This window comes from Corynebacterium sp. KPL2850 (assembly GCF_040225855.1).
In the GTDB taxonomy this organism is placed as follows: Bacteria; Actinomycetota; Actinomycetes; order Mycobacteriales; family Mycobacteriaceae; genus Corynebacterium.
In genome coordinates, this window is the sequence record NZ_JBEHFV010000001.1 from 1 (window position 1) to 24,935 (window position 24,935).

The 24,935-nt window shown below is 59.9% G+C and carries 22 protein-coding genes; 14 read left to right on the forward strand and 8 right to left on the reverse strand.

Annotation, left to right across the window (positions count from 1 at the left end):
- Positions 1-37 precede the first annotated feature (37 nt).
- Positions 38-751, forward strand: coding sequence for an L-ribulose-5-phosphate 4-epimerase (locus ABRP93_RS00005; protein ID WP_023023045.1), 714 nt, complete (start codon positions 38-40; stop codon positions 749-751).
- Positions 752-767: 16 nt separating this feature from the next.
- Here ABRP93_RS00005 and ABRP93_RS00010 read toward each other — a convergent pair whose 3' ends face one another.
- Entirely contained in the window at positions 768-1,772 is a 1,005-nt protein-coding gene (locus tag ABRP93_RS00010; protein ID WP_023023043.1) for a zinc-dependent alcohol dehydrogenase, read from the reverse strand.
- Between the two features lie 1,227 nt (positions 1,773-2,999).
- Here ABRP93_RS00010 and ABRP93_RS00015 point away from each other — a divergent pair.
- Both ABRP93_RS00015 and ABRP93_RS00020 read left to right on the forward strand, forming a co-directional pair.
- A complete protein-coding gene (locus tag ABRP93_RS00015; protein ID WP_023023041.1) occupies positions 3,000-3,248 on the forward strand; it encodes a hypothetical protein in 249 nt (82 codons plus the stop codon).
- A gap of 569 nt (positions 3,249-3,817) precedes the next feature.
- Positions 3,818-5,176 carry a hypothetical protein gene (locus tag ABRP93_RS00020; protein ID WP_023023038.1) on the forward strand — a complete coding sequence of 453 codons (1,359 nt, stop codon included), beginning with the start codon at positions 3,818-3,820 and terminating at the stop codon, positions 5,174-5,176.
- A 139-nt stretch (positions 5,177-5,315) separates the two neighbouring features.
- Here the strand turns inward: ABRP93_RS00020 and ABRP93_RS00025 are convergent, their stop codons facing one another.
- Positions 5,316-6,548, reverse strand: a complete 1,233-nt coding sequence (locus ABRP93_RS00025; RefSeq protein WP_349886400.1) for an MFS transporter — start codon at positions 6,546-6,548, stop codon at positions 5,316-5,318.
- Entirely contained in the window at positions 6,545-7,189 is a 645-nt protein-coding gene (locus tag ABRP93_RS00030) for a GntR family transcriptional regulator (protein ID WP_034659114.1), read from the reverse strand. The genes ABRP93_RS00025 and ABRP93_RS00030 overlap by 4 nt, the downstream gene beginning before the upstream one ends.
- Before the next feature lie 79 nt (positions 7,190-7,268).
- Here ABRP93_RS00030 and ABRP93_RS00035 point away from each other — a divergent pair, with 79 nt between their 5' ends.
- Complete coding sequence (locus ABRP93_RS00035) at positions 7,269-8,654, forward strand: DNA polymerase IV (protein ID WP_349886401.1); 1,386 nt, start codon at positions 7,269-7,271, stop codon at positions 8,652-8,654.
- Here ABRP93_RS00035 and ABRP93_RS00040 read toward each other — a convergent pair.
- Positions 8,651-9,565, reverse strand: a complete 915-nt coding sequence (locus ABRP93_RS00040) for an asparaginase (RefSeq protein ID WP_349886402.1) — start codon at positions 9,563-9,565, stop codon at positions 8,651-8,653. The two genes, ABRP93_RS00035 and ABRP93_RS00040, sit on opposite strands and share 4 nt — an antisense overlap.
- A 107-nt stretch (positions 9,566-9,672) precedes the next feature.
- On the opposite strand from ABRP93_RS00040, the gene ABRP93_RS00045 reads away from it, so the two are divergent.
- Positions 9,673-10,308 carry a WKL family lipoprotein gene (locus ABRP93_RS00045; protein ID WP_284771391.1) on the forward strand — a complete coding sequence of 212 codons (636 nt, stop codon included), beginning with the start codon at positions 9,673-9,675 and terminating at the stop codon, positions 10,306-10,308.
- A 2-nt stretch (positions 10,309-10,310) separates the two neighbouring features.
- Here ABRP93_RS00045 and ABRP93_RS00050 read toward each other — a convergent pair whose 3' ends face one another.
- On the reverse strand, positions 10,311-11,255 hold the full coding sequence (locus tag ABRP93_RS00050; RefSeq protein WP_349886403.1) for a hypothetical protein: 945 nt from the start codon (positions 11,253-11,255) through the stop codon (positions 10,311-10,313).
- Positions 11,256-11,287: 32 nt separating this feature from the next.
- Here ABRP93_RS00050 and lspA point away from each other — a divergent pair, with 32 nt between their 5' ends.
- Genes lspA through ABRP93_RS00070 form a run of 4 tightly spaced genes read left to right on the forward strand, consistent with a single transcriptional unit; the run spans position 11,288 to position 14,323 of the window.
- A complete protein-coding gene (lspA, locus tag ABRP93_RS00055; protein ID WP_349886405.1) occupies positions 11,288-11,788 on the forward strand; it encodes a signal peptidase II in 501 nt (166 codons plus the stop codon).
- Positions 11,781-12,707, forward strand: coding sequence for an RluA family pseudouridine synthase (locus ABRP93_RS00060; protein ID WP_023023021.1), 927 nt, complete (start codon positions 11,781-11,783; stop codon positions 12,705-12,707). The genes lspA and ABRP93_RS00060 overlap by 8 nt, the downstream gene beginning before the upstream one ends.
- Positions 12,704-13,243, forward strand: coding sequence for a hypothetical protein (locus ABRP93_RS00065; RefSeq protein ID WP_023023019.1), 540 nt, complete (start codon positions 12,704-12,706; stop codon positions 13,241-13,243). The genes ABRP93_RS00060 and ABRP93_RS00065 overlap by 4 nt, the downstream gene beginning before the upstream one ends.
- 60 nt (positions 13,244-13,303) lie before the next feature.
- On the forward strand, positions 13,304-14,323 hold the full coding sequence (locus ABRP93_RS00070) for an HNH endonuclease signature motif containing protein (RefSeq protein WP_349886406.1): 1,020 nt from the start codon (positions 13,304-13,306) through the stop codon (positions 14,321-14,323).
- Positions 14,324-14,630: 307 nt separating this feature from the next.
- Here the strand turns inward: ABRP93_RS00070 and rarD are convergent, their stop codons facing one another.
- Entirely contained in the window at positions 14,631-15,506 is an 876-nt protein-coding gene (gene rarD, locus ABRP93_RS00075; protein ID WP_349886407.1) for an EamA family transporter RarD, read from the reverse strand.
- 45 nt (positions 15,507-15,551) lie between these two features.
- On the opposite strand from rarD, the gene dnaE reads away from it, so the two are divergent.
- Positions 15,552-19,124: a DNA polymerase III subunit alpha gene (dnaE, locus tag ABRP93_RS00080; protein ID WP_349886408.1), complete on the forward strand. Its 3,573-nt coding sequence runs from the start codon at positions 15,552-15,554 to the stop codon at positions 19,122-19,124.
- Positions 19,125-19,401: 277 nt separating this feature from the next.
- On the opposite strand, the gene ABRP93_RS00085 is transcribed toward dnaE, so the two are convergent.
- A complete protein-coding gene (locus ABRP93_RS00085) occupies positions 19,402-21,270 on the reverse strand; it encodes a choice-of-anchor I family protein (RefSeq protein WP_023023011.1) in 1,869 nt (622 codons plus the stop codon).
- A gap of 122 nt (positions 21,271-21,392) precedes the next feature.
- Between ABRP93_RS00085 and ilvA the strand changes: the two genes are divergently transcribed.
- Genes ilvA through ABRP93_RS00105 form a run of 4 tightly spaced genes read left to right on the forward strand, consistent with a single transcriptional unit; the run spans position 21,393 to position 23,930 of the window.
- Positions 21,393-22,661, forward strand: a complete 1,269-nt coding sequence (gene ilvA, locus ABRP93_RS00090) for a threonine ammonia-lyase IlvA (protein ID WP_023023009.1) — start codon at positions 21,393-21,395, stop codon at positions 22,659-22,661.
- Positions 22,661-23,305: a YigZ family protein gene (locus ABRP93_RS00095; protein WP_349886410.1), complete on the forward strand. Its 645-nt coding sequence runs from the start codon at positions 22,661-22,663 to the stop codon at positions 23,303-23,305. The genes ilvA and ABRP93_RS00095 overlap by 1 nt, the downstream gene beginning before the upstream one ends.
- On the forward strand, positions 23,302-23,541 hold the full coding sequence (locus ABRP93_RS00100) for a hypothetical protein (protein ID WP_349886412.1): 240 nt from the start codon (positions 23,302-23,304) through the stop codon (positions 23,539-23,541). Before ABRP93_RS00095 ends, ABRP93_RS00100 begins: the two co-directional genes overlap by 4 nt.
- A complete protein-coding gene (locus ABRP93_RS00105) occupies positions 23,541-23,930 on the forward strand; it encodes an RNA-binding S4 domain-containing protein (protein WP_284769542.1) in 390 nt (129 codons plus the stop codon). The genes ABRP93_RS00100 and ABRP93_RS00105 overlap by 1 nt, the downstream gene beginning before the upstream one ends.
- On the opposite strand, the gene ABRP93_RS00110 is transcribed toward ABRP93_RS00105, so the two are convergent.
- Positions 23,927-24,925, reverse strand: a complete 999-nt coding sequence (locus tag ABRP93_RS00110; RefSeq protein WP_349886414.1) for a GTP pyrophosphokinase — start codon at positions 24,923-24,925, stop codon at positions 23,927-23,929. The genes ABRP93_RS00105 and ABRP93_RS00110 overlap by 4 nt on opposite strands.
- Positions 24,926-24,935 lie beyond the last annotated feature (10 nt).

The window sequence follows — 24,935 nt, forward strand, 5'->3', positions numbered from 1 at the left end:
CTCAAGAAGAAGACTAAGGCACTAGGGAAAGGCCACAATGGTTCAGCATCTATCTGAGTATCGCCCAGAAATCCAACAAGCGGTGTCTAAGACCCGCCAGCGCGTCAGCGACCTTCACGCCGAACTGCCGCGGTGGGGCCTTGTGTCGTGGACTGCAGGCAATGTCTCTGAACGCATTGTCGTCGATGCCTCCGGTACTCCGAGCACACAGGATCTTTTCGTCATCAAGCCCTCTGGCGTGCGCTACGAGGAGCTAAGCCCAGAATCGATGGTGCTCTGCGACTTAGAAGGCGTGCTTGTCGATGGCGCTTATGCTCCCTCCTCGGATACCGCCGCACATGCCTATGTGTATAAACATATGCCGGAGGTTGGCGGAATCGTCCACACCCACTCGAGCTACGCCACAGCGTGGGCCGCCCGCGGGGAAGAGATTCCATGCGTACTTACGATGATGGCCGATGAATTCGGCGGGCCAGTGCCCGTTGGACCCCTTGCGATCATCGGCGATGACTCCATCGGCCGGGGCATCGTGGAGACCTTGCGGGAGTCCCGTTCACCTGCCGTGTTGATGCAAAATCATGGTCCCTTCACCATCGGTGACGATGCTGAAAATGCCGTGAAAGCAGCCGTGATGGTTGAAGAAGTTGCGCGTACCGTGCACTTAGCCAAGGAGCTCGGCGGCCCTAAGCCCATCCCACAGGACATTATCGATAACCTCAATGACCGCTATCAGAATGAATACGGCCAATAAGGCTTCCGGCTGATATTCATTTATCCGTAATGAATATCTTGATGTGCTCTGGGCTCTTCATAGCCTCGAGCGCTTCTTCGTAGCGGTCAACTGGGAAAGTACCGGTGACTAGGCCATCGAGCTTGTCATAAAGGTGAGCCATCCGCTTGGCCGCAGCGGGGTACATATTAGCCAGGGACTGGGCCCCGATGAGCGAGATTTCCTTCTCGAATAGGTCGAGCGGGCGGAAATCTATCGTGGCATCTGGAGAAGGCACACCCATCTGGATTAAGCGGCCGCGCTTGCCGAGGATACGGATGGCATCAGCAATAGCACCTGCATTGCCGGATGCATCCAAGGTGAGGTCATAGGAATCCTGATCCAAATCTGCGGCTGAGTCCACTGCTTGGACGGCGCCCAGTTTCACAGCTTGCGCGCGCCGGGCCGGGTTGGGTTCAACAACAGAGACGCTTGCTGCGCCCTCATCCAATGCGACGACGAGCGCCACTAAGCCGATGGAACCGGCACCGAAGATGACCATATCCTGGTCTTTCCAATCAGGCGCGAGGTCCAATGCGTGTAAAACGCAAGATAGCGGTTCGGTCAGCGGTGCAACATGGTGAGGAATTTCTGTGGAGAGCTTGTAGACGAATTTGGCCGGCATGGCGATGAATTCCGCACAGGAACCATCCTGCATAATGCCGGCGGGTGAGATGTGCTCGCACAGATTCGTTGCGTTTTGCTTGCACCAGGTGCACTCGCCGCACGTCACGTTGGGGTTAGCGCCAACGTAGTCACCGACGGAAAAATCGGTGACCTCTGCGCCGACCTCCGTGATGTAGCCCGCCATTTCGTGCCCCAGAATGAGTGGGTAGTTGCCGATGACATAGTCACCTCTTACTAAGTGCAGGTCAGTGCCACAGATACCGGTGCCCACCGGTTCGATGATTACCTCGTTGGCTTTTGCGTGGGGAACAGGGACGTCTTGGATTTCAATATCGCCGTGACCAGTGGTAACAACGGCGCGCATGGTATCGGTCATGGGGTATGGCTCCTCTCCGGCGCAGATTGGGCTACGCCGGTACCTGGAATTATCCAGTTGTAGGGTGGGAAGAACTTAGTCTCGAGATGTGTTACCTACGATGTTAAGCGTATCACTTGGACTTGAAGATTTAAGGCAAATAAAATTTTAAAGATAGTGATAGCTACATCATAAAATGACTGGCTAAGCCTCACTTCCTCGTAGTGAGCCAGGCGAGCGAAGTCTCATCATGCGTAATGGCCAAAAGTGCGAGGAACATACACCGTAAAGGGGTTTGTCATTCAAATGGTTTACGCATGATCTGATGTACAGGTTGAAAACGCTAAGAGCACGGGAAGTATCGTGCTCTTAGCGTTTTCTGTGGATTGTTCTATCTCTCTATTGGCACTGACAGTGAAGGCGCATTATTGCGCTTATAGCCTGAAGTCCTCACTAACGCCTTGAAAGGTTCGTATGAAATTCAGTAAACGTATTGTCGCTTCTGCAGCTCTGCCTGTATCTCTCGTTGCTCCGGCCGTCACTCTAGTCGCTGGAGCTGCTGACGGTGAAGCTTGCTTTTAAAACTGTGAAACAGGCACTGTTGATCGATCCAAACTCAGGAATGCGGGCGGATTTGCAGTAGTCGAATACCTGCAAAAGCACTGCGGCATGACCCCAGGTGAGATCTAAAAGTTGAGCCTTCGAAGAGCTGAAGGAAGTAGTTCAACGGCCAAATGATGACGAGGGTAATCCGACTTTCACTGAGTTGGAATTTCTAAGGTATCAAAAACCAATCTCGCGCCTCCCTCCCCAATCTTGGCGTATCTGGACACGTCAGATAACCGGGCAGGTATTGTGCCGCAGGAGAATGGGGACCTTATTGGAGCTGCAAGGGTCTCCTGCGGAGGTTTCGGGTGATGTGAACGGCATCCAGCTCGGGGCAAGATGATCACCGGTAAAGTGGGCCTAAATTCAGGGCAGAAAGTTGAATGCGCGGTAACTTTCTAGGCAAGGACCCAGTGAAGACTCTTGTTGGACCGTTGCAAGGTGATGAGACTCAGGACATTCCGTTTCAAATTGGCGTTTCAGAAGGCGTTAACTAAAGACCGGTGATGAGGGATTGGTCACCGCAGTGCCGAACTTTTCAGTCTTCAAGACTGGGAAAGGAAACGGCAAAATCGTTGTTGTGAAGGCCACCGAGGAGGCTGGGGCCAAGAGCAAGATCCTGACAATGCCAAGGACTCTAATGTGCCTGAGGTGTTGCCGCAGCCTGAGTGCCCAGAGCAGCCGACCGAAACTGGGGGCAATGAGCCTTCGGTTGAGTCGTCTGAGGTTGAGCAGTCCGAGTCTGCGGGTAAGCCGACCTTGGAACCGAAGCCGGGAGACACTCCGGGCAACGGCACTGGCGACAAACTGACAAAGCCGTCGGTTACGAGCAACGATGGTGCCTCTGATGGCGTAGAAGTTGGCTCTAAATTTGGCACGGTTTTGGTGTAATTGATGGCCTCGGTGGCTTGGTTGCTCTGGTTGTAGGTGCTACCCCACTGAATGAACCAGAACCACGATGTCGCTCACTTGCTGCAGCCACTCTGTGACTTTTTGGCATCGTTCAACATCAAGTTCTAATCGCGCCCGGTAGCGCGGAATTGCGGGACAGAAATTCCGATTGCTTTTCGGTGTAGAGACGGAAACCGGAGCCCTCTTTTTCGGAGGTACTCCGGCTCCTCTTGGCTAATAGGGGTAGAGAAGTGGACTTTGGTTGTTTTGCTTCAGTCTCGTGCTACATCATGTACCCGGTGACCGCCCCTATTGAGCGGGGCTCGATACTGGTAATCGTTTCGCTGCACTACAGGCGCGGCTATTAAGTGATCTCGCACACTTTTCAGTAGAGGTACTATTGAATGAAAAATCAATATGATTTACTAATCCTGCGTTTAAAAACGTAAATGGCACGATAAAAGTCGTGCAATCCGACTGACTGCGGGGTTCGCTTGTGCCTTCGAATTCTTGAAAGCGCGACTTTGTATATAGATCCCGTAGCTTGTAGTTCCCCTTGGAAGGTTCGTATGAAACTCAAAAAGCGTGTTCTCGCTTCTGCAGCTATCTCTGCATCTCTCGTGGCTACCGCTGTTACCCCAGTTGCTTGGGCTGCTGGTGAGCATCTTAACTGCGCACAGAACTTCCGAGCCGGCGTCGATTTTGATGCTGGTATCAATGCCAACGTTGCGGAGCATCTGCAGCGTAACTGCAAGTTGAGTGTGGAACAGATTACTGAGCTAAGTGTTGACGATATGACACAGACAGCTAGGGGTCTCCTGGGGAAGGACAACACTCCACTTTATTCTGAAGAAGAGTTGAAGCGTATGTCACATTCTGAGGTTGTCAGGGAAGCGCGGATCAATGGTGTTTCGTCTGACGATGATGGAAAGGGTTCTGCTGAAGACGGACAGCAGTCTGAGGCTCCTCTGATGGTGGATGATGTCAAGGCAGGGGACAGGGAAATTACTGGCTCGGTGTTTTTGCTCCCAGGTCAAAAGAAGAGAGTTCAAGTTAATTTCCCAAACTTCAGGGCTTTAACTACGGACGTACAACTAAAGGAAAACTCTGTTGAGGAGGGTGGATCCTCTAAAGGTAAAGCTGTCACCTTTAAATTCGACGTTCCTGAAGGGATTGACCTAAAGGCAGGTGAAACACTATTTTTTAGTTCGCTATATGATTCCTTGGCTACGGACGATAGTAAGAGCAAATCTATACCAGTAGTCGTTAAACCTGCGGATGTGCCTGAGGAAGAGGGCTCAGATTCTGGGGATTCTGAAGGCGAATTCCCGTTTGCTGTTACTGCGGAAGTAAATGACATCAAGGCAGGAGACAAAAAGGTTACCGGTAAGGTTCGTTTGTACCCGGGCCAAGAGGTGGAAATTGAGGCTTATTTCCCCGGCGGAAGGATTCAGACAACTGTCGTGAAGCTAGAGAAAAAGTCTGCACAGGAGGGCCAAGTTCCTGCAGGTGAGTTTGTCCCGTTCGAAATCGATGTACCTGCAGACGTCAAGCTAATGGCAGGTGACAAGGTATCCGTTTCTCCAATTCCTCACGTCACGGATCCGAAAACCGGTGAAAGCAACAGCGTAGAGCTCATCGTGAAGGCTGCTGATAAGAGCAGCGAGTCGCAACCCGAGCAGACCCCTGGTGACGGTAATGGTAAGGAGGGCGGCAGCGGTTCCACAAAGCCGGCACAGCCATCGGTTCCGGGCGCTGAAGGTACCCCTGGTGCTGGAGAGGGCAGCTCTAAATTCGGCAAGGTCTTTGAAGCTATTCCTGGTCTGGCTGCTTTGGTTGAAGGTGTTGCTAAGTTCTTCAACAAGAACTCAGGCCTCGCTCGAATCTTGCAACCACTGCGTAACTTCTTCTCGCTGTTCAAGTTCTAATCTCGCCCCAATTAGCGGATGAGCGGATTAGTGCGGGCTTGAGGCTCGGACTTGGCTACCGGCAGTGATTAAACCGGAGCCCTCCATGAGGGGGTGCTCCGGTTTCTGTGTTTTCTGGTGAAATTTTACGGGACTTGGCCTAGCGCACCGGGCCGGGCAGGTGGGCGCGCCAGCCGTGAATCACGTTGATGAGGCAGCACATGGCGAGCAGGGAGCCGATGAGGAATAGCGCAGTGAAGCCGATATAGGGTGCGAGAGCGCTAAAGGCCATGGGGATAAAGAAGCCGGTATAGGACACGGAATAGAACACGGCGGTAAGGCCAGCGAGGTCATCTTTTCCGGCGATGCGCTGGACCTCGGAAAGGCCGGCGACAAGTGCTAGGCCGTAGCCGGCGCCCATGACGGCGGCGCTGGTGATGCCGAGCGGGAGGGAGAGCGTGCGCGCGGCGATGGCGCCGAAAATGGTGCCGACGGTAATGACGGCCATGGCAACGGCGGAGGCCCGGGCGGAGCGGTGGGTGTCAATGACCTTGCCAAACATTTGGATGCCAACCCCGCAGCCCAGCGTAATGACGGTCATGAGGCCGGAAAAGGCGATGGGGGCATCGCCGGCGGAATCGGAAAGCAGCTGCGGCAAGAGGGCATAGGCCGCACCCGCGCAGCCGAATACCCAGGGGGCGACGGGAAGGACGATGCGGGAAAAGCGGCGGTGTGCAGCGGATGGAATGTGCAGCATGTGCAGCATATCGCGGATGCTTAAGTCCAAGAATGTGTCTTTGACGGTCTCGCCGCGGGGTGGACGGGTTTCGGGGGTTTTCAGTAGCCAGACCGCGGTGACGACGGTGAGCAGGATGTGCAGGACATAGGCCAGGTGAGTAGGCCACGGGCCCCATTGCGCCAGTACCGAGGCCAGGGCGGCGCCGATGAGGAAGCCCAGGGTAAGGCACATCGATGCCTTTCGGGGGCCTGCGGCCGGGTCACCGCCGGAACGGGTGATGAGCTCGGAAATCCAGGTGGATCCGACCGCCATAACGATGCCTAGGGCGAGGCCGCACAGTACGCGGCCGGCGGCAATGATGAGGGGCTCTTCGGGAGCGATGGACAGCAGGAAGGATCCGGCCAGGGAGAGCGGTGCGGCGGGCAGCATCGTGGGGCGGCGGCCGATATAGTCCGAGAGCGGCCCGGAGATGAGCAGTGCGGGCACGATGCCGATGACGTAGGCCGCTAGGAGGCCATTGACGGTGACTTGTGAGAAGTGGGATTGCTCGCGGTACATCACGAGCAGGGGAGTAAATTCATTGCCGCCCCAGGCAACGGCCACCATGCTGCCTGCGACGGGTAGCCAATCGCGATTGGCGGTGTCTTGACTCATAGTTGATCCTTCGAATTTTTCAGGTGCGAGCGGAGTGCGGAGAGATAGTCGGGCAGGTTAGCGGTGAGGAGGGCATCGGCAAGCGTGCGGTGCTGGTCGACGAAAGCGCGGGCCCGCGCTACATTGCGCCCGATGGCGGTGGCGGTAAAGCGCTGCTGGCGCTCGCGCAGCTGGTGGCCAACATTGGCCAGCAGGCTATTGCCGGCGCTATCCATGATGATTTGGTGGAATTGAGCATCTAGGCGCGTGTATTCGCGAAGGTCTTCGGCGTCCAGCGCGGCGTCTTGGGCCGCGATGTTTTCTTGCAGGCGCTTGGCGATGCCCCCGCGTTCTTCCTCGCCCAGCTGGCAGATCTTCTCGGCACTGTGGGCATCGACAAGCAGGCGTGCCTCATAGACCTCGCGGATTTCTTGGGGACTAATCGGTACTACCAGCGCGCCGCGCTTGGGGTAAAGCTGCAAAAAGCCCTCGAGCTCTAGGCGCAGGAAAGCCTCGTGGGCCGGGGTGCGGCTGACTCCTACCTCGGCCGCGAGTGCGGCCTCTGACAGCATCTGCGAGGAATCGATGGTGCCGTCGATGATCCTTTCTTTGACTAATTCATAAACCCGCTCCGCGGCAGGCTGCATGCTTGTATCGCTCATGCATACATCTTGCATACAAGTTAGTTTAAACGTCAACCTATTCCCAATTCTGGGGTTAGAGTGTCTTAGACTGGAAGGCATGCAGCGTTGGGTCTTACACATCGATATGGATGCGTTTTTTGCCTCCGTCGAGCAATTGACCCGACCGACTTTGCAAGGCCGGCCGGTGCTCGTCGGTGGGGTCGGCGGCCGCGGGGTCGTCGCCGGCGCGTCCTATGAGGCTCGCGAATACGGCGCGCACTCGGCGATGCCGATGTATCGCGCCCAGCAGTTGGTGGGCCTGCGCGCGGTGGTGGTCAGCCCGCGCCGGGCGGTGTATTCGGCGGCCTCGCGCCGGGTATTTGAGATCATCTCCCAGCACGTGGAGGTGATCGAGCAGCTATCCATCGATGAGGCCTTTATGGAGCCAGAGGCATTGGTGGGTGCGACGGCGGACGAGGTGCAACAGTGGGCGGATGGCCTGCGCGCGCTCATCCGTGAGGAAACAGGCCTGCCGTGTTCCATTGGCGCGGGCTCCGGCAAGCAATTTGCCAAGATCGGCTCCGGTGAAGCCAAGCCAGATGGCACCTATGTCATCCCGGCGGAAAAGCAGCTGGAGATGCTGCATCCGCTCGCGGTGGGAAAGCTGTGGGGCGTGGGTCCGGTCACGGAGGCCAAACTCAAGGGCATCGGGGTGGAAACCATCGGCGCGCTGGCCGCCATGACCCAAAAGGAGGTGGAAATCTCCATCGGCAGCGTCGTCGGCGTGCAGCTGTGGCAGCTGGCGCAGGGCATCGACGATAGGGAGGTGGCCCCGCGCGCTATTTCCAAACAGATTTCCACGGAGCACACCTATCCCAAGGACCTGCTCACGGTTGCCGATGTCGATGCGGCAATTACCCGCGCGGCCGAGGGCGCGCACCGCCGCCTGCTTAAAGATGGCCGCGGGGCGCGCACGGTGACGGTAAAGCTGCGGATGGCAGACTTCCATATCGAATCGCGCTCGACCACCCTGGCCTATGCCACCGATGACCTGGAGGTATTGACGGCAGCCGCCTTCAAGCTGGCGCGCTACCCGGATGAATTGGGCCCCATCCGCTTGGTGGGGGTGAGCTATTCCGGGCTGGAAGCCGCGCGCCAAGACGTGCTATTTCCGGAGCTCGACCGCGAAATCGTGCGGCCCGTGCTGCCGGATAGTGACTATGAAACGGGCGTGAGCGATGACTCCCCGCCACCGGCGCCGACCACCGTGGTGGTCGAAGACGATGTGGAGGATCAATGGCACGCCACCCAAGACGTCTACCACCCGGAATTCGGCCACGGTTGGATCCAAGGCACCGGGCACGGGGTGGTCAGCGTGCGTTTTGAAACCCGTTCGACCGGGCCTGGCCGCACTAAATCCTTCGCCGCTAGCGACCCAGAGTTGGTGCCGGCCGACCCGCTCGATTCTTTAGACTGGCAGGACTGGCTGGGCAACCAAGATTAGGTTGCGCGGTAGGACTTGGGATCAGGGTTTTGTCGGAATACCTCGGCAGGATTCGTACCTGTGGCCAGCGCTGCGGCCAAAAGAATACGCGCCTGGCTGGGCCTGAAGGCTCCCGCGTTGATCGCGCCCAGGCTATGCAGGCTCGCCCCTCCGCCATCGCCACCATAGGACAACGGGGTCGCGCCGTACGGGGTGCGAGTGGAAATGACGACGGGGAGGCCGTCGCGGAGGGCATCGGCAACCGCGCGGCCCATATCCCCACTCATATTGCCCGCGCCCATGGCCTCAATGACGAGGCCGGCGGCGGAAGTGCGGGCGGCATCGACAAGCGCGCGCCCCGCGCCGGGGTAGGCAGGGATGATTTCTACTGGGTGAGGCGCCAAGGGGCGCGGCCGCAGCCGCGGGGTGGCGTCCGGTATCCGCAGGGACTCGAAAGCGCGCAGGTCGAAGGTGTGTTGCTTGCGGGCCCCGCGCGCCGGGATGGTCATGCCGCCAAAACAGATGAAGACGCCGGGCTGTCCGCTGAGGGCGAGCTCGCGCGCATCGCGGAGATTGCGCGGGCCATCTGGGCGCGGGTGATCGTAGGAGCGCTGCGCGCCGGTGAGCACGATGGGCGTATCACCGGCGCAAAAAATCTCCAGCGCCATCGCCGTCTCTTCCATCGAATCGGTGCCATGGGTGATGATGACGCCGTCAATATCCGAGCGGGCCGTCTGCTCGTTGACCACAGCAATGAGCTCATCGAGGTCAGCGAGCGTAATAGAAGAGGAATCGAGCTGGCGAAATTCCACCACCTCGGCGTCGATACCGGCCGCGAGCTGCGCGCCGGTAACGGTGGGAACGAGGGAACCATCCCGCACCGTGGTGCAGGCAATTGTGCCGCCGGTGGCGATGAGGGCAAGATGAGTCATGCATCCCAGAATAAAAGAAGACGCGCCGAGGCGGCAGGCGCGGACCAGAAAAGCTGGGGCAAATGTAAACTGATGGGAGTTTATATCCCAGACGTGAGGAGTGAGAAGTGAAATTCCGCAAATTTGGTGCCGCGTGCCTCGCATTGAGCGCGGCGGCCGCCCTGTCCGCCTGCTCTTCTGATGACGAGCAAGAAGACACCACCAAGAACAGTGAATCCAGCGAATCCGCGTCCGCCGACGGCGACTCCGCGGCTCCCGCGCTGCCGTCCGCCGCTGATCTGAACGCCATCCTGGCAAAGGCTACGGATCCGGCGGCATCGCAGGAAGAAAAGACCGCCACGGTGGAAGGCGGCGAATCCGCCCCAGAGATCTTTGACACCATGGCGCGCTCCAAGGAAGAATCCGGCGCGGAGTTTGCGGTCGTGGATCCCGTCCTGCCCGGCTATGACCCGCAATCCGTGCTGACCACGGTGAATTTCACCACGGCCGATGGCCAGGAGCAGACGACGGACCAGGTGGAATTTATTTACCAGGACGACACTTGGAAACTATCGAAGACTTGGGCCTGCACGCTGATTCAAAACACGGTGCCGCCTGAGCAGGTACCGGAGATGTGTGCGGATGCTGGTGCGGGTGTCTTTTCGGATGATGAGGGTGACGGCGCCCCCGCCCAAGGCGATGCCCCCGCGGCCGGCGCAGAGCAGGCGCCCGCCGAGGCCCCCGTAGAGGCCCCCGCCGAGTAGCTCTACTCCGAAAAAGCCAACTCCGTCAGGCTTGATTGCACGACGCGCAGGTCTGAATCGGCGGTGCCGTAGGTTACCTTCGTATCGAAGGACACGTCACCGCCCACGGGGAGCGGCTTAGTCAGATCCACCGTGACGTTGCCCGAGGAATTAGTGGAAGAATCCAGCACGTCGAGTTCCTTATCCTCCAACTCCGTGCCCTCGGCTTGGCCCTCGAAGGATAAAGCGCCCAGGGTAGGGCGTTGTTCCACCTCGACGGATAGCGTGACGCGGTCACCATCGATGGACTTAACCGTATAGCGGGTCGTTTGCAAGAGCGTGGATTCTCCCGTTACGCGCGAATCCACCGTCCACGTCGCGCCGGTGCCCACCTCTTCCTCTGGGAAAACGATGGGCAGCGCGGTCAGCTTCATGATTGCTTGTTCGACGGTGCCGCGCGCCTCATCGCTCGCGTCCTGCGGGGCGGCCAAGCGCAGGGAATTCATCTGGCCATTATCTTGACCGCGCCAGCCAAATTGGAACCCGGAAGCAGAAGAGATATCGGTATCGCCGGAGTATTCCGGATCCCCTGCGGTGACAAACGCGTTGCGCGAGGCCGGTAATTGATCCTCGACGTCCTCGGTGGCTTTATCCACCGACGCCGAAAGCGGCAGGGTAGTGGTCGCCTTATCTACGTCCGCGGCCTGGAAATCGGCGGCGGCGGATTTATTCAGCAGGTCCTGCGAAAATCCCTCCGTGGCGCGGTACGTTACCTCCTGCGAGGAGTCGATGTCGTGATATTCCAGCAGCTTCTTCTCACCGGTTCCGGCCTCTTCGACGGTCAGGCGAGGGGCATCGATATTCAGGCCAACGGGCTGCTCCACGGCGGGGCCGGGGGTCTCATAAGAACAGGCGCTTAGCGCTACGGCGACGGCGGAAAGGGCTGTAAAAACTTTGACTCGAAACACGCTTACCAAAATACCGGACACTCCAGATTAGAATGATGTGGGTGAGCCAAAAACGAAGGAGTAAGACAGGTCTTATCGCCGCGGTGGTCATCGCCGTGGCGGTTGTGGATCAAGCCGTAAAACAACTCATGCTTACCGTCCTGACGGAGGGCGAGCCGCATTATGTCATCGGGGACTGGTTCAGGTTTAACCTGCTATTTAATCCGGGCGCGGCGTTTTCCATCGGTGGCGAGGGCTCGACTTGGCTGTTTACCACCATCCAATTGGCGTTCGTCTTAGGTGTCGCCATCGCCGCCCCGCGTATCCACAATACGGGCCAGGCGCTGGGGCTGGCACTCATTGCCGGTGGGGCATTGGGCAACTTTGCAGACCGCATCTTCCGCGACCCCGGCTTCTGGTTTGGGCACGTCGTGGACTACATCTCGGTCGGCTCGTTCGCGGTCTTTAATATCGCAGATGCGGCCATTACCTGCGGCGTAGTCATCTTCATCGGCGCCATGCTTTTAGCGGAACGGAGGGCGGAAAATGAATAGGCAATTGCGCAGTTTTCCCATTCCAGAAGGCCTAGAGGGCATGCGTGCCGATGCCGCGCTTGCCAAGCTCCTCGGCCTTTCCCGCTCGGCCACTGCCCAGCTGTGCGCAGAGGGCGGGGTCACCGTGGATTCGCAGGAGCTGGGGAAATCCGAGCGCCTAGCGTCCGGCCAGGTGGTCTCGGTGCTGCTCCCAGAGCCCGAAAAGCCCCTGCTGCCGCGCGAGGAGCTAGTAGAGGGCATGGACGTTTTATATAGCGACGCCGATATCATCTGCGTGCACAAACCCGTGGGCGTCGCCGCGCACCCAAGCGTGGGCTGGGATGGGCCGACGGTCATCGGCGGGCTGCGCGCGGCAGGATATAACGTGGCCTCGCTAGGACCTACCGAGCGGCAGGGAATTGTCCACCGCCTAGACGTGGGCACCTCCGGGGTCATGGTCGTGGCCTCCTCAGGGCGCGCCTATTCGGCGCTCAAGCAGGCATTTAAGTACCGGACCGTGAAAAAGACCTATCACGCGGTGGTCCAGGGCCTGCCCGATCCGATCGAAGGCACCATCGATGCGCCCATCGGCAGGCACCCGAAATCGGGCTGGAAATTCGCTGTGCTGGATGATGGCAAAGCCGCGGTCACCCACTACCGCCTCATCGAGGCCTTTCGCGAAGCCAGCCTCATCGAGGTGCACTTGGAAACCGGCCGCACCCACCAGATTCGCGTCCACATGTCCGCCACGGGGCATCCCTGCGTCGGCGATCCCATGTACGGCTCGAACCCGCAGCTTTCCGCCCGCCTGGGCCTGGAGCGCCAGTGGCTGCATGCGGTGCAGCTAGGCTTTACCCACCCAGGCACCGGGAAATGGTTCGAGGCCCGCGCGCCCTACCCCGATGACCTGCAGCATGCCCTGGAGCGACTGCAGGGATGAGGAAGTTTTATTGGCGCCGCCGTCTAGCGGCACTGGCGCTGGTGCTGGTGGCTGTCGTGGTGGCTTTGGTGCTTTTTGGCACGCTGGGCACGCAGGCATCCACTCGCGTGCAAGGCGATCAGCTGGGCCCGGACGGCGAATCGCGCGCGGAGTATATTGAACGCGTCAATTCTATGGACATCGATCCGGATGCCGCTACGTATGCGCTGGTCACCTTCGATACCGAGTTGCCACCGGTCGCCGTCGCCGCTGCGTTGACTGATATTCCGCGCATGGATGCCATCCTTATGGGCTCGACCGCGCCCATCGCAGTGCCGGAGCCCGTCGCAGGGGAGGATCGCGCGGCGGTGATCAACCGCACCTTCGACCGCATCGGCGCCTCCTACGGCCAGCGCCCCAGCGCAGTCAGCGCCGCCGTGGTGTGGGGCACGGGCACCCAGCTTTCCGATGTCGCCTCCCTCCCCGCCGTCGCCGCCGTCGAGCCCGCGCCTGCCGATGCCGCCTGGGGTAGTTTCGCCGTGCGCCCACCCAGCTAAATTTGCCATCCTGAACACTCTGGCGCGCGAGGCGTGGGGTGGCGGCCTAGCATCGAGGGCATGGAACACATTCGGGCATATATTGCGGCTTTAAACTCGGCGATGGGCATTCTCGCCGAGGCTGCTGATATGCCCGCCTCCGAGCTGACCGCCGTCGGCATGCCGGATGCCGCTGCCGAGTCGATAGCCCACCTTTCCCAGATCTATTTCGGGCCGACCAGTTTCACGCGTCGCCAGCGTCGAGCGGTCGAGGGAGCGCGGCGCAATGGGCATTCGTTGCCGACGCTGGAGGTCATCGAAAAGCACGCCCGCCGCGCGCCCACCCAAGCCCGGGCCTGGGCCCTGCGCGCGGAGCTCGCCCAGATATCCGCCGATACCCAGGCGATGGACAAGCTCGCCCGCAAGAAGGTGCGCGCGCTGCGCCCGCCGCGCGAGCCCAAACCCGGGGTGCGGCTGCGCCGCCGAGCCGCCGGCAAACCATGGACGCTGACGATTACGGGCAGCTCCAGCCTCGTCGCGGAGCTGCATAACCAAGCAGGCACGCTTGCCGATGTCGCCGACCTCTTCCATTCCGCCGCCACCTCCACCGTGCGCACCAATGTGGTAATCCCGCTGGATAAGCTGAGCGCCGTTGTGCAGGGCGATAAAGACGTGACGGTCACCATGACCAACGGCGCGCAGATAAGCGGCGCCGAGCTGGCCCAGCGCGCGATGGCGGAAGAAGGCTTTATCACGCTTATCCATCCCGTGGAGGGGCCGGTGAACCTGTACCGCATGCGGCGCGGGGCAACGTGGAAGCAATTTATGATGGCCGCCGCCGAAAACCCCATCTGCCCGGCGCGCGGGTGCCACCGCCCAGCCGATGAGTGCCAGGTTCACCACATCTATAGCTGGGCCGGCGGCGGCTGGACCAATGCCAAGAACCTCACCGTAGCGTGTCCGCACCACAACGGACGCAATGACGACGACCGCGCGGCCCGCCCCCGCAATGGCCGGTTCGAGCGCGTGCACGGCGGCGTGCGGTGGATTAAACCCTGGCAGCCGCCACCGCCGGACCTTGTTGATACTGGCCCCAGTTAACCCACGGCTTTGGGCACAAGACCCGCCCGTCGGCCTCGACTTTTACGCGCCGTTTTCCCGCGCCGCGCACTCTTGCGCACCCCTTTCCACGCCGGACATTCCTGGGTACCGTTTTCCTGCGCGCGCAACCATTTCGCATTCCCCCCTCGCCGCGAACTCCTGTGCGCTGTTTTCCTGCGCCGCGCACTCCTGCGCAGCACCCTTCTCCCGTGCCGCGTACTCTTGCGTGCCGCTTACCCGTGCCGCGCACTCTTGCGTGCAGCGCTCTAACACCCTACTCACCGTGCCGGGGACTCCTGTCGGCCGCTTACTTGCGCCGCGCACTCTTGCGCGGCGCGCTTTGGCGAACGCGAATGAGATCCGCAATGTAGATGCTGACGGCCACGCCGATGATGCCGAAGCCAATCCACCGGTGCGTGGAGAAGTGCTCTTGGGTGACAAAGAGCGCCCATAGCATCTGCATGATGGGGGTGAGGTATTGGAGCATGCCGATCGTCGACAAGCGGAGCGTCCGCGCGCCTTGGGCAAAGCACAATAGTGGCAGCGCGGTGATTAGGCCGGCGCTGATTAACAGCAGCATGTGTGGCGTGCCTTCCGAAGCGAACGTGCCGTGGCCCGCCTGCTCGATCCACACGATATAGGCGATGGCGACGGGGGAGACCACCAAAGACTCCGCAGCGACCGAGACCGCCGCCGATACCCGCACCTGCTTCTTGATGAGCCCGTAGATGCCAAACGATGCCGCCAACAGCAGCGAGATATACGGCGCTTGGCCGGTAAAGAAGGTCAGATACAGCACGGCGACTGCGGCAACGGCGACGGCGGTCGCCTGCCACGGTCGCAGCTGCTCCTTTAAGAAGATCATGCCGAGCGCCACCGATACCAGGGGGTTGATGAAATAGCCTAAAGCGGCATCGGCCACGTGATCGGTATTAATCGCCAGCACATAAGTGCCCCAGTTGACCGTAATGAATACGCCTCCGGCGGCAAGCCAGCCCCACGTGCGCTTGTCCATGCGGACCAATTCGCGCCAGCCGCCGCTGAATATTAAAAAGGCCGTGACGATAACTGCGGTCCACAACACGCGGTGGGCGAGGATTTCTAGCGGCGTGGCCGGCAGCAGGAGCGGGAAGAACGCGGGGAAAAATCCCCACATGATGTATGCGGCAAGCGTGTAGATCATCACCGCATAATATCGTCATCTTGACCGCCCCGCTAAGATGACCGCATGGCCAAAAACTCCTCCTTCGTCCACCTGCATAACCATACCGAGTTCTCCATGCTGGACGGCATGGCCAAGGTCGATATGTTGGCTGATGAGGTGGTCAAGCAAAATATGCCCGCCGTGGGCATGACAGACCACGGCAATATGTATGGATCCGACGCCTTTTATAAGCGCATGACCAGTGCCGGGGTCAAACCCATCATCGGCATCGAGGCCTACATGGCCCCGGAATCGCGCTTTAATAAAAAGCGCGTGCTGTGGGGCACCCCGGACCAAAAGCGCGACGATGTCTCCGCCTCGGGCGCGTACTTGCACCAGACGATGATCGCGGAAAACGCGACCGGGTTGCGCAACCTGTTCACCTTGTCCTCGCTGGCCTCCTACGAAGGCCAGCTGGGCAAGTGGCCGCGCATGGATGCAGAGCTCATCGCCGAGCATGCCGATGGCATCATCGCCACCACCGGCTGCCCATCCGGCGATGTGCAGACCCGCCTGCGCCTCGGCCAATTCAACGAGGCCCTCGAAGCTGCGGCCATGTGGCAAGACATCTATGGCAAGGACAACTTCTTTTTGGAGTTGATGGACCATGGGCTGGACATCGAAAAGCGCACGCGCGATGGGCTGCTCGAAATCGGCCGCAAGCTGGACCTGCCGCCGCTGGTGACCAATGACTGTCACTACGTGCTGGAATCCCAGGCGCCCGCGCACGAGGCCATGCTGTGCGTGCAGACCGGTAAGACGTTTATGGACCCAGACCGCTTCAAGTTCGGCGGTACCGGCTACTACATCAAGTCCGCCGCGCAGATGCGCGAGACCTGGGATGACCTGATTCCGGATGGCTGCGACAACACCCTGTGGATTGCCGAGCGCGTGCAGGACTACAGCGAGGTGTGGGAGGAACACACCCACGACCGCATGCCCATTGCCGATGTCCCCGAGGGCCACACGCCCACCTCCTGGCTGACCCACGAGGTGATGGAGGGGCTGCAGCGGCGGTTCCCCGGGCGCGAGGTGCCGGAGGACTACATTGAGCGCGCCAAGTACGAGATCTCTGTGATTGAGATGAAGGGCTACCCCTCCTACTTCCTCATCGTGGCGGAGCTAATTAAGTACGCGCGTTCTGTAGGCATCCGTGTAGGGCCCGGCCGTGGTTCTGCGGCGGGCGCGCTCGTGGCCTACGCGCTGACCATTACCAATATTGACCCGCTGGAACACGACCTGCTCTTCGAGCGCTTTTTGAACCCCGAGCGCCCGTCCGCCCCCGATATCGATATCGACTTCGACGATCGCCGCCGCGGCGAGATGATTACCTACGCCGCCGAGCGCTGGGGAGAGGATAAGGTAGCCCAGGTCATTACCTTCGGCACGGTGAAAACCAAGCAGGCCATTAAGGACTCCGCCAAGGTGCACTTTGGCCAGCCCGGCTTCCAGATGGCTGACCGCATCAACGGCGCGCTGCCCCCGGCGATTATGGCGAAAGACATTCCGCTGCGGGGCATTACCGACCCCGACCACGAGCGCTATTCCGAGGCCGCCGAGGTCCGCCAGATGGTGGAAACCGACCCGGATGTGAAAAAGATTTATGACACCGCGCGCGGCTTGGAGGGTGTTGTTCGCCAGGCTGGTGTGCACGCCTGTGCTGTGATTATGGCCTCCGTGCGGTTGATGGATCACATCCCGATGTGGAAGCGGCCTGCCGATGGCGCGTATATCACCGGCTGGGATTACCCCGCCTGCGAGGCCATTGGCCTGCTGAAGATGGACTTTCTGGGCCTGCGAAACCTTACCGTTATTGGCGATGCCATCGAAAACATCAAGCGCAACCGCGGCGAAGAAGTGCAGCTCGAGCAGCTGCATGCCGATGACCCCAAGGTCTCCAAGGTCTATGACCTGCTCTCGCGCGGGGATACCTTGGGCGTGTTCCAGCTGGACTCCGGCGGCATGCAGGAGCTGCTCAAGCGCATGAAGCCTACCGGCTTCAAAGACATCGTGGCCTCCTTGGCCCTGTACCGCCCCGGCCCGATGGGCGTTAACGCCCACTGGGATTATGCCGACCGCAAGAACGGGCGCAAGGAAATTACCCCGATCCACCCTGAGCTCGAAGAGCCGCTGAAGGAAATCCTGGATGAGACGTATGGTCTCATCGTCTACCAGGAGCAGATCATGCGTATCTCGCAGAAGGTGGCGAACTACACCGCCGGTGAGGCAGACGGGTTCCGTAAGGCGATGGGTAAGAAAAAGCCCGAGGTCTTAGCCCAGCAATACGATAAATTCTGGGGCGGCATGCAAGAAAATGGCTACTCCAAATCCGCCATGGATGCCCTGTGGGGGACCATCGAGCCCTTCGCGTCGTACGCGTTTAACAAGTCCCACGCCGCGGGCTACGGGTTGGTTTCGTTCTGGACGGCCTACCTCAAGGCCTACTACGCGCCTGAATACATGGCGGCGCTATTGACCTCTGTGGGCGATAAGAAGGATAAGTCCGCCATTTACCTGTCGGACTGCCGCCACTTGGGCATTAACGTCTTGCCGCCTTCGGTCAATGAGTCCGAGGAGGACTTCCAGGCTGTGGGCGAGGATATTCGCTTCGGCATGGGTGCTATCCGCAACGTGGGCTCTGAAGTGGTTGAATCCATTATTGCCTCGCGCAAGGCAAAGGGGGCGTTCACCTCCTTTAGCGATTACCTCGACAAGATCGATTTGGCAGCGTGTTCCAAGCGCGTGACCGAGGCGCTGATTAAAGCCGGTGCCTTTGATGATTTCCAGCAGCCGCGCAAGGGGCTGATGCTTATTCACGAGGACGCCGTCGATGCCGTGCAGACCACCAAAAAGGCGGCGGATAAGGGGCAATTCGACCTCTTCGCCGGGTTCGGCGGCGGCGATGATGCCTCCTCTGAAGGTGCCTTTGCCATTGATGTTCCGGACGATTCGTGGGATCGCAAGCACGAGTTGGCACTCGAGCGAGAGATGCTGGGTCTCTACGTTTCTGGCCACCCACTTGATGGTTTCGAAGAGGCCTTAGCTGCGCAGACCAATACGCCGTTGACCAAGATCCTCAACGATGAGGTACACAATGGCCAAGAACTCATCATCGGCGGCATCATCTCCGGCGTGGACCGGCGCTTTTCTAAGCGCGATGGTTCCCCGTGGGCGATTGTCACGGTAGAAGACCACAACGGCGCGCAGGTAGAGATCTTGGTGTTCAATAAGGTCTATTCGCTGGCGTCGCCGCATATTGTGGAAGACAACATTATCTTGGCGCGCGTCAACGTGAAGGTGCGCGATGAGCGCCGGTCGCTGTTTTGTTCCGATATTCGCGTTCCCGAGCTGGGCCCAGGCGGTGGCGCGAGCCTGCCGCTGCGCCTGACCATGCGCACGGACCAGTGCACGATGGAAAATATCGCCCGACTCAAGCAGGTCTTGGTTAAAAACCACGGTGAGTCCGATGTCTATCTTGAGCTTGTTGAGGGCGACCAATCCACCACCATGGTTCTCGGTGAGCACCTCCGCGTGGAACGATCGGGCAACCTCATGGGAGACCTGAAGGCCACGATGGGTACAGGTATTTTGGGATAGAAACTCTCCTGCACCTTCTATGGACACTGTTACCGCCGCTCAGAGAAAGCAATTTCGCTGCACCTGCGGTAACGGTGGGCCAATTGTGAAGACCGCTCGCGTGCAGAGGAATAATCGCGTCTGTCTCAGAAGTTGGCGTGCCGTCCACGACTCGGATTTGTGAAATCGCACAAGCTCCCGCGCGATTACCGCTGGCAATGCAGTACAAGCGGAGCAAGTAGGCGGTGGCTGAAGAGCTGATTGCTCGCCCCAATCGCCACCGCTTTAATACCGAAATCTACGGAAGTAGCTGGCGGACCGGTTCTGGAAGCATCTTATAGAACTGATCGGCTACCTGCGGCATGAAGTGCAGAACACCACTCAACATGGCGCCGAGTGCAATGATGCCAGCGATGATTCCAACGCCCTTCGCGATGCTGCTGGAACCGTCATCAGGCAGCCATGCCCCGAGGGCATCGTCAGGAGCCTCGCCGTCTTCATCCTGGGAGCCACCGACAAGATCGGCGACAGAAAAGATCGTAGTGGTCCCGGACACCTCGTTGCCGGCGATAAGGAGGGCATCGTCAGTAGGCGAGTCTTCCTTGCCAACGAACGCCAACCCCTCTGGGCCCAAGTCGCCGGCCAAGCTGGTGGCGGCAACATTGTCCTCGTCGTAGTCCACGGCGAAATCGCGGTTGTTGGTATAGGTGACGAACTCGGCATGAGCCGGGTCGGTGACGTCGTAGACGAAGATGCCGCCCACGCGCTCCATGCCGATGAAGGCATAGGTGCGATCGCCAACTGTTCCAATCGTCAGGGCTTCCGGTTCGGGGCCTTTATTATTCGAGCGATCGTCAAAGTCGGGGTCTTCGTTATCGGCATTGAAGTTAAGTCCCTCGATGTCCTTGGTGATTTCCTCGAAGTCGGAACCGGAATCGAAGACGACGTTGCCCTCAGCATCGTAAATGCTAAAGGAGCGGGACCCGAAGGAATACAGGCCATCGAAGCAGCCCTTTTCCTCATTCCACCCAGAGGCATTGCTCAACTTGAGGTTGCCGGCGTATTTCTTGTCCTCGATGCCTTCTGGCAGATCGACGGAATCACAGACCTGGCCTTCTTCAACGAGCTCTTTCAGTTTGACCTCATCGGTGTAGCCGCCCCAATCGCGGGCATCGCCCTCATTGGCGGTGGCGAAGTAGGTCTGGCCGTTGGTCTGAAAGGCACCGATCGAATCCGGCATGGATAGCCCATGCACAGGGATCGTGCGCAGCTTTGCCTCGCCGTCCTTATTGGAGGGATCGATGGGGACAACGGAGTGATCCGCGATATGGGCGGGCAGCACCTTTTCTACAGTGGCGGAGGCGATATCGACCACGCCGATGGCGTTATTTTCTTGCAAGGTGACATAGGCCTTGCCATCGGCGGAAGAAATATACTCCGGCTCGAAGTCGAGCGAAGGCTTATTGTGGTGGTTTTCTGGGCCAAAGACGCGAATGGACGGGTCGAGTTCTGCATCTGGGCCGTCGAAGGCGCGGAAATCAGCGGTGCGGACATCCGCAGCGGAGGGGGCCTGGACGCCGTCTGGCAGGGAGATGACCGATACAGTACCTTCTGGATCTTTTGCGTATTCGGTGCCATCAGTGGTGAGTTCATCGGAGGGCTCGCCCTCATTCGCGGTCAATGCATAGGCACCGTCTTTGGTGATGTGCACGTTATCTGGCAGCGCGCCGAGCGGTACGCGGCCGAGCTCGTTGCCGGAGGAGGCATCGAAAATCAAGGCTTCACCGTTTTCGGTCTTGTCTGCCTGCTGCACGGCGGCGATGGCGAGGCCATCGGGGCGCACGGCCACGGAGTTGATTTCCTTATCGCCGCCGGCGGAAACCTCAGCAACCTTGGTGGGGTTGGCGGGATCGGAGGCATCCAGGATATCCACCTTGCCCGATTGCGCATTCACCGTGAGAATGCGCTGGGAGTCGGCGTGGTAGGCCACGATTTCCGCTGCTGATTTGCCCATCACCCCAGCCTCATAGGAGCCGATGGGGCTTAGTTTTACCGCAGCATCGTCGGCGGAGCGTTCTAAAACATTATCGACGATATGCGCGTTGGCGGCCGGGGCGCAGCTGAGCGCAAGGCAGGCAGCCACGCCGATGGAGGTGCGCTTAAACATAGAGAGAGTCCTTTCTTGTGGAGCACTCCATTGTCTCCAAACCACGTAACAGTGACGCTAAACCGGAATGAAATCTAGGTGAATCGGTCGAGCACTAGGTAGGGCGGGTAGACTCTGCAATCATGACTGAATCGACCATCCACGCATCCGATATCCAGCAGGCACAGGCACGCATCAGCTCCGAAATCGCGCCGACGCCGCTGCAGTATTGCCCCCGGCTTTCTGCGGAAACGGGCTGTGAGGTCTATTTAAAGCGCGAGGATCTCCAGGACGTGCGCTCGTATAAGATACGCGGCGCGCTCAATAGCATCTCCAGCTTGTCGCAGGAGGAGCGGGAGCGGGGCATCGTGACGGCATCGGCAGGCAACCATGCACAAGGCGTGGCCTATGCGTGCCGCACCATGGGGATTCCGGGCAAGATTTTCGTCCCGGAGCCCACGCCCATGCAAAAGCGCGACCGCATCCACGTGCACGGCGGAGACCAAGTGGAACTCGTAGTAGTGGGTGCCAACTTTGACGAGGCCGCGGCCGCCGCGCATGCCGATGCCTCCGAGCGCCACGCCACCTTCATCGAGCCCTTCGATGCCCGCGATACGATCATCGGCCAGGGCACTGTCGCGGCGGAGGTCTTGGCACAGCTTTCGGCAAAGGGCGCCTCGGTCGATACCATCGTCGTTCCCGTCGGCGGCGGCGGGCTGATTTCTGGCATCACCTCCTATATGGCGGATATGGCACCGCACGCGAAGGTGGTGGGTGTGGAGCCGGAAGGGGCGGCATCGCTAAGAGCAGCCTTCCGCAATGGCGGGCCGGTGGCGCTAGAGAGCGTGGATCCGTTTGTCGATGGCGCGGCGGTCAAGCGCCTGGGCTCGCTGCCGTATGAGATTTTGGAGGCCAACCAATCGCGCCTGCACTGGGACACGGTCTCTGAGGGGGCGGTGTGCACGGACCTGCTCAACCTGTACCAGAATGAGGGGATTATCGCCGAGCCCGCCGGTGCGCTGTCCGTGGCTGGGCTGCAGCGGGTGCCGCTGGAGCCGGGTTCGACGGTGGTCTGCGTGATTTCTGGGGGCAATAATGACGTGCTGCGCTACGCCGAAATCATGGAGCGCTCGCTGGTGCACCGCGGCCTGAAGCACTACTTCTTGGTCAATTTCCCGCAGGAACCGGGCCAGCTGCGCCACTTCCTGTCTGAAATCCTGGGGCCTAGCGATGACATCACGCTCTTTGAATATCTCAAGCGCAATAACCGCGAGACCGGTGCCGCGCTGGTGGGCATACAGCTCAGCCGTGCCGAAGACCTGGCAGGGCTGAAGGAGCGAATGGCTGAGTCCAAGATTTCGGTGCAGCACCTGCAGCCGAATACCCCCGAGTACGATTTCTTGGTGGCCTAATGCGCGATACCTATCGGCGCCCCACCGGCCAGGTGGAACACGAAATTGAGATCAAACGCTCGCGGTTCATTACCTTGATCGGCCGGGTGACAAATGAGGAAGAAGCACGGGCGTTTATCGATGCCGCCCGCCAGCGCTTTCCCGATGCCCGCCACTATTGCTCCGCCTATGTCTACCACGTCGACGACGCGAACCCTGTGGAGCGCTCCTCCGATGATGGCGAGCCTTCCGGGACGGCTGGAAAGCCCATGCTGGATGTGGTGAAGGGCTCTGGAATGCTCGATATTTGTGCGGTGGTCGTGCGTTATTTCGGCGGCATCAAGCTGGGCGCGGGCGGGCTCGTGCATGCCTACGGCGGGGCGGTGAGCGAGGCCATGGAGAAGGTCGAGGCGGTCACACGGGCGCGCCGGGAGCTTTATACGGTGGAATGCCCGCACGCCACGGCCGGGCGCCTCGAGGCGGATTTGCGCGGGCGCGGCATCGACATCACCGACACCGAATACGGCGCCGCCGTGACTTTTACCGTGGCCGTGCGCCCGGGTGGGCTCGATGAGCTCCAGGCGATGCTCGCGGCGCTTTCCCAAGGCGAAATCAGCGCGCGCGAAGCAGGTTCTGCCTGGGGTGAGGTAGGATCTGGAGCATGACTATGCAGCAGCGACCGAATAACCCCATTGCGCAGCGCAAGCAGCAGGTGCGCAAGCACTCCCGCAACGCCGTTATTTCCGTTGCCGGTGGTGTTGGTGCAGGAGTCGTTTTAGGTGTGTTTTCTGCTAATTTTGCCGCTTGGATGATTTTGGGTCTTATCATCGCCGTGGTGGGTGGTGGATATAACTGGTTGAAGATCCGCAAGATCGTCAACGAGAACCACAATAATTATTAATGCCTACCCCGCAGCCAAGCGGCCGCCCCGTCCGCATTGATGCTTGGGTATGGGCGGTGCGCATGTTCAAAACCCGATCCGCTGCGGCCACCGCGGTGCGCGCCGGGCACGTGAAAATCAACGGTGAAGCGGTAAAACCCGCCCAACAAGTCGTGCCAGGCGATAGGGTGCGCGTGTGGCGCAACCACCACGAGCACGACTTGGAGGTGCTGGCTACCGTTGCCAAGCGCGTGGGCGCGCCGGTGGCGCGCACCTGCTATACCGATCACGCGCCTCCGCCACCGCCCAAGGAATTCCAGCCCGCCGTACCGGTGCGCCCCCGCGGCGCGGGCCGGCCGACGAAGAAGGAGCGCCGCGATATGGAAAAATTCCGCGGCGGATTCCGCTAAGAGTTTGCTCGCAGCGCCTTAAGGCGCGCGTTCAGGCGGCGCCGCCGGCCGGTGCGGTCGCCGGATTCAGCGGTGGCCTCGATGTGCTGCTTGCCAAACTTATTGAGCAACAGATCATCGATAAGGCGCACTTGGCCTGGCCGAAAGCGGTAGCGCATGGTGTCGTGGACGTGGGCAATGGCGTCATCGTCAAGCAGCTGCTCGAGCTGGTCCAAGGATCGGATATCGTTTTCCTCCAAGATTTCCGCGAGGAAGCGGTAGTGCTCCGAGCGCGAAAGCGGAAAGCGATTGCCCAAAATGATGGCCAGGACGCCAGGCAGGGTTTCCGGGGTAAGCTCCACGTCCGTATCCGCCTCCGTGCGAGGGGCCTTGAGCGCGGCGATCTCATCGAATTGCTGATCGGCCAATTCGATGAGGCCGGCGGCCAGCGTAAACAGGCGGTCGACCTCGGGCGAGGGCGGGGTAGGGCCCTGCTTATAGCGGATATCGTGTTCGAATTCCGCCCATGCGTGCTGCAGCACGGTGCGAATTTGCACCTCAAAGGTCCAGCCCACGAAATCGGCGAGCTCCTCCATGGCCGCCGCGCTGTCGTCCGTCACGGTGAGCACCAGGTGGTGGGAGCCGTAGCCAAAGCCGCCGGAAATGCGGGTCTCGGCCGCCTTATCCACGGAACGCACGACCTTGAAGGACTCGCCCAGCACGTCTAGCGCATTGGGGATAATGGTGGAGTGGTACAGAGTAACGCGCACGCCCATGACATCGTGGATATCGTCCCACGGGGCGGGGTAGATAAAATCGCCGCCCTCGCCCCGCTTCTTGGCCTTGCGCTTGAGTGAGGACCACGTCTTGACGCGGGTCGATACCCGGTCAAAGATGATGCCAGCGTCATTGAGCAGATCCTCGATGGCGGTGCGAAAATCCTCCGCCGCCGTGGGGTGGCTGCGGGTCCAGGCATGGTACTGATTGCTCAGCCGCGACATCCTGCTTTCCGCCATGGTGCTCCTC

Bases quoted from the DNA above. Each gene is read 5' to 3' on its own strand.
- ABRP93_RS00005 (WP_023023045.1), top strand. From the start codon at position 38: ATGGTTCAGCATCTATCTGAGTATCGCCCAGAAATCCAACAAGCGGTG.
- ABRP93_RS00010 (WP_023023043.1), bottom strand. From the start codon at position 1,772: ATGACCGATACCATGCGCGCCGTTGTTACCACTGGTCACGGCGATATT.
- ABRP93_RS00020 (WP_023023038.1), top strand. From the start codon at position 3,818: ATGAAACTCAAAAAGCGTGTTCTCGCTTCTGCAGCTATCTCTGCATCT.
- ABRP93_RS00025 (WP_349886400.1), bottom strand. From the start codon at position 6,548: ATGAGTCAAGACACCGCCAATCGCGATTGGCTACCCGTCGCAGGCAGC.
- ABRP93_RS00030 (WP_034659114.1), bottom strand. From the start codon at position 7,189: ATGAGCGATACAAGCATGCAGCCTGCCGCGGAGCGGGTTTATGAATTA.
- ABRP93_RS00035 (WP_349886401.1), top strand. From the start codon at position 7,269: ATGCAGCGTTGGGTCTTACACATCGATATGGATGCGTTTTTTGCCTCC.
- ABRP93_RS00040 (WP_349886402.1), bottom strand. From the start codon at position 9,565: ATGACTCATCTTGCCCTCATCGCCACCGGCGGCACAATTGCCTGCACC.
- lspA (WP_349886405.1), top strand. From the start codon at position 11,288: ATGATGTGGGTGAGCCAAAAACGAAGGAGTAAGACAGGTCTTATCGCC.
- ABRP93_RS00060 (WP_023023021.1), top strand. From the start codon at position 11,781: ATGAATAGGCAATTGCGCAGTTTTCCCATTCCAGAAGGCCTAGAGGGC.
- ABRP93_RS00065 (WP_023023019.1), top strand. From the start codon at position 12,704: ATGAGGAAGTTTTATTGGCGCCGCCGTCTAGCGGCACTGGCGCTGGTG.
- ABRP93_RS00070 (WP_349886406.1), top strand. From the start codon at position 13,304: ATGGAACACATTCGGGCATATATTGCGGCTTTAAACTCGGCGATGGGC.
- rarD (WP_349886407.1), bottom strand. From the start codon at position 15,506: ATGATCTACACGCTTGCCGCATACATCATGTGGGGATTTTTCCCCGCG.
- dnaE (WP_349886408.1), top strand. From the start codon at position 15,552: ATGGCCAAAAACTCCTCCTTCGTCCACCTGCATAACCATACCGAGTTC.
- ABRP93_RS00085 (WP_023023011.1), bottom strand. From the start codon at position 21,270: ATGTTTAAGCGCACCTCCATCGGCGTGGCTGCCTGCCTTGCGCTCAGC.
- ilvA (WP_023023009.1), top strand. From the start codon at position 21,393: ATGACTGAATCGACCATCCACGCATCCGATATCCAGCAGGCACAGGCA.
- ABRP93_RS00095 (WP_349886410.1), top strand. From the start codon at position 22,661: ATGCGCGATACCTATCGGCGCCCCACCGGCCAGGTGGAACACGAAATT.
- ABRP93_RS00100 (WP_349886412.1), top strand. From the start codon at position 23,302: ATGACTATGCAGCAGCGACCGAATAACCCCATTGCGCAGCGCAAGCAG.
- ABRP93_RS00105 (WP_284769542.1), top strand. From the start codon at position 23,541: ATGCCTACCCCGCAGCCAAGCGGCCGCCCCGTCCGCATTGATGCTTGG.
- ABRP93_RS00110 (WP_349886414.1), bottom strand. From the start codon at position 24,925: ATGGCGGAAAGCAGGATGTCGCGGCTGAGCAATCAGTACCATGCCTGG.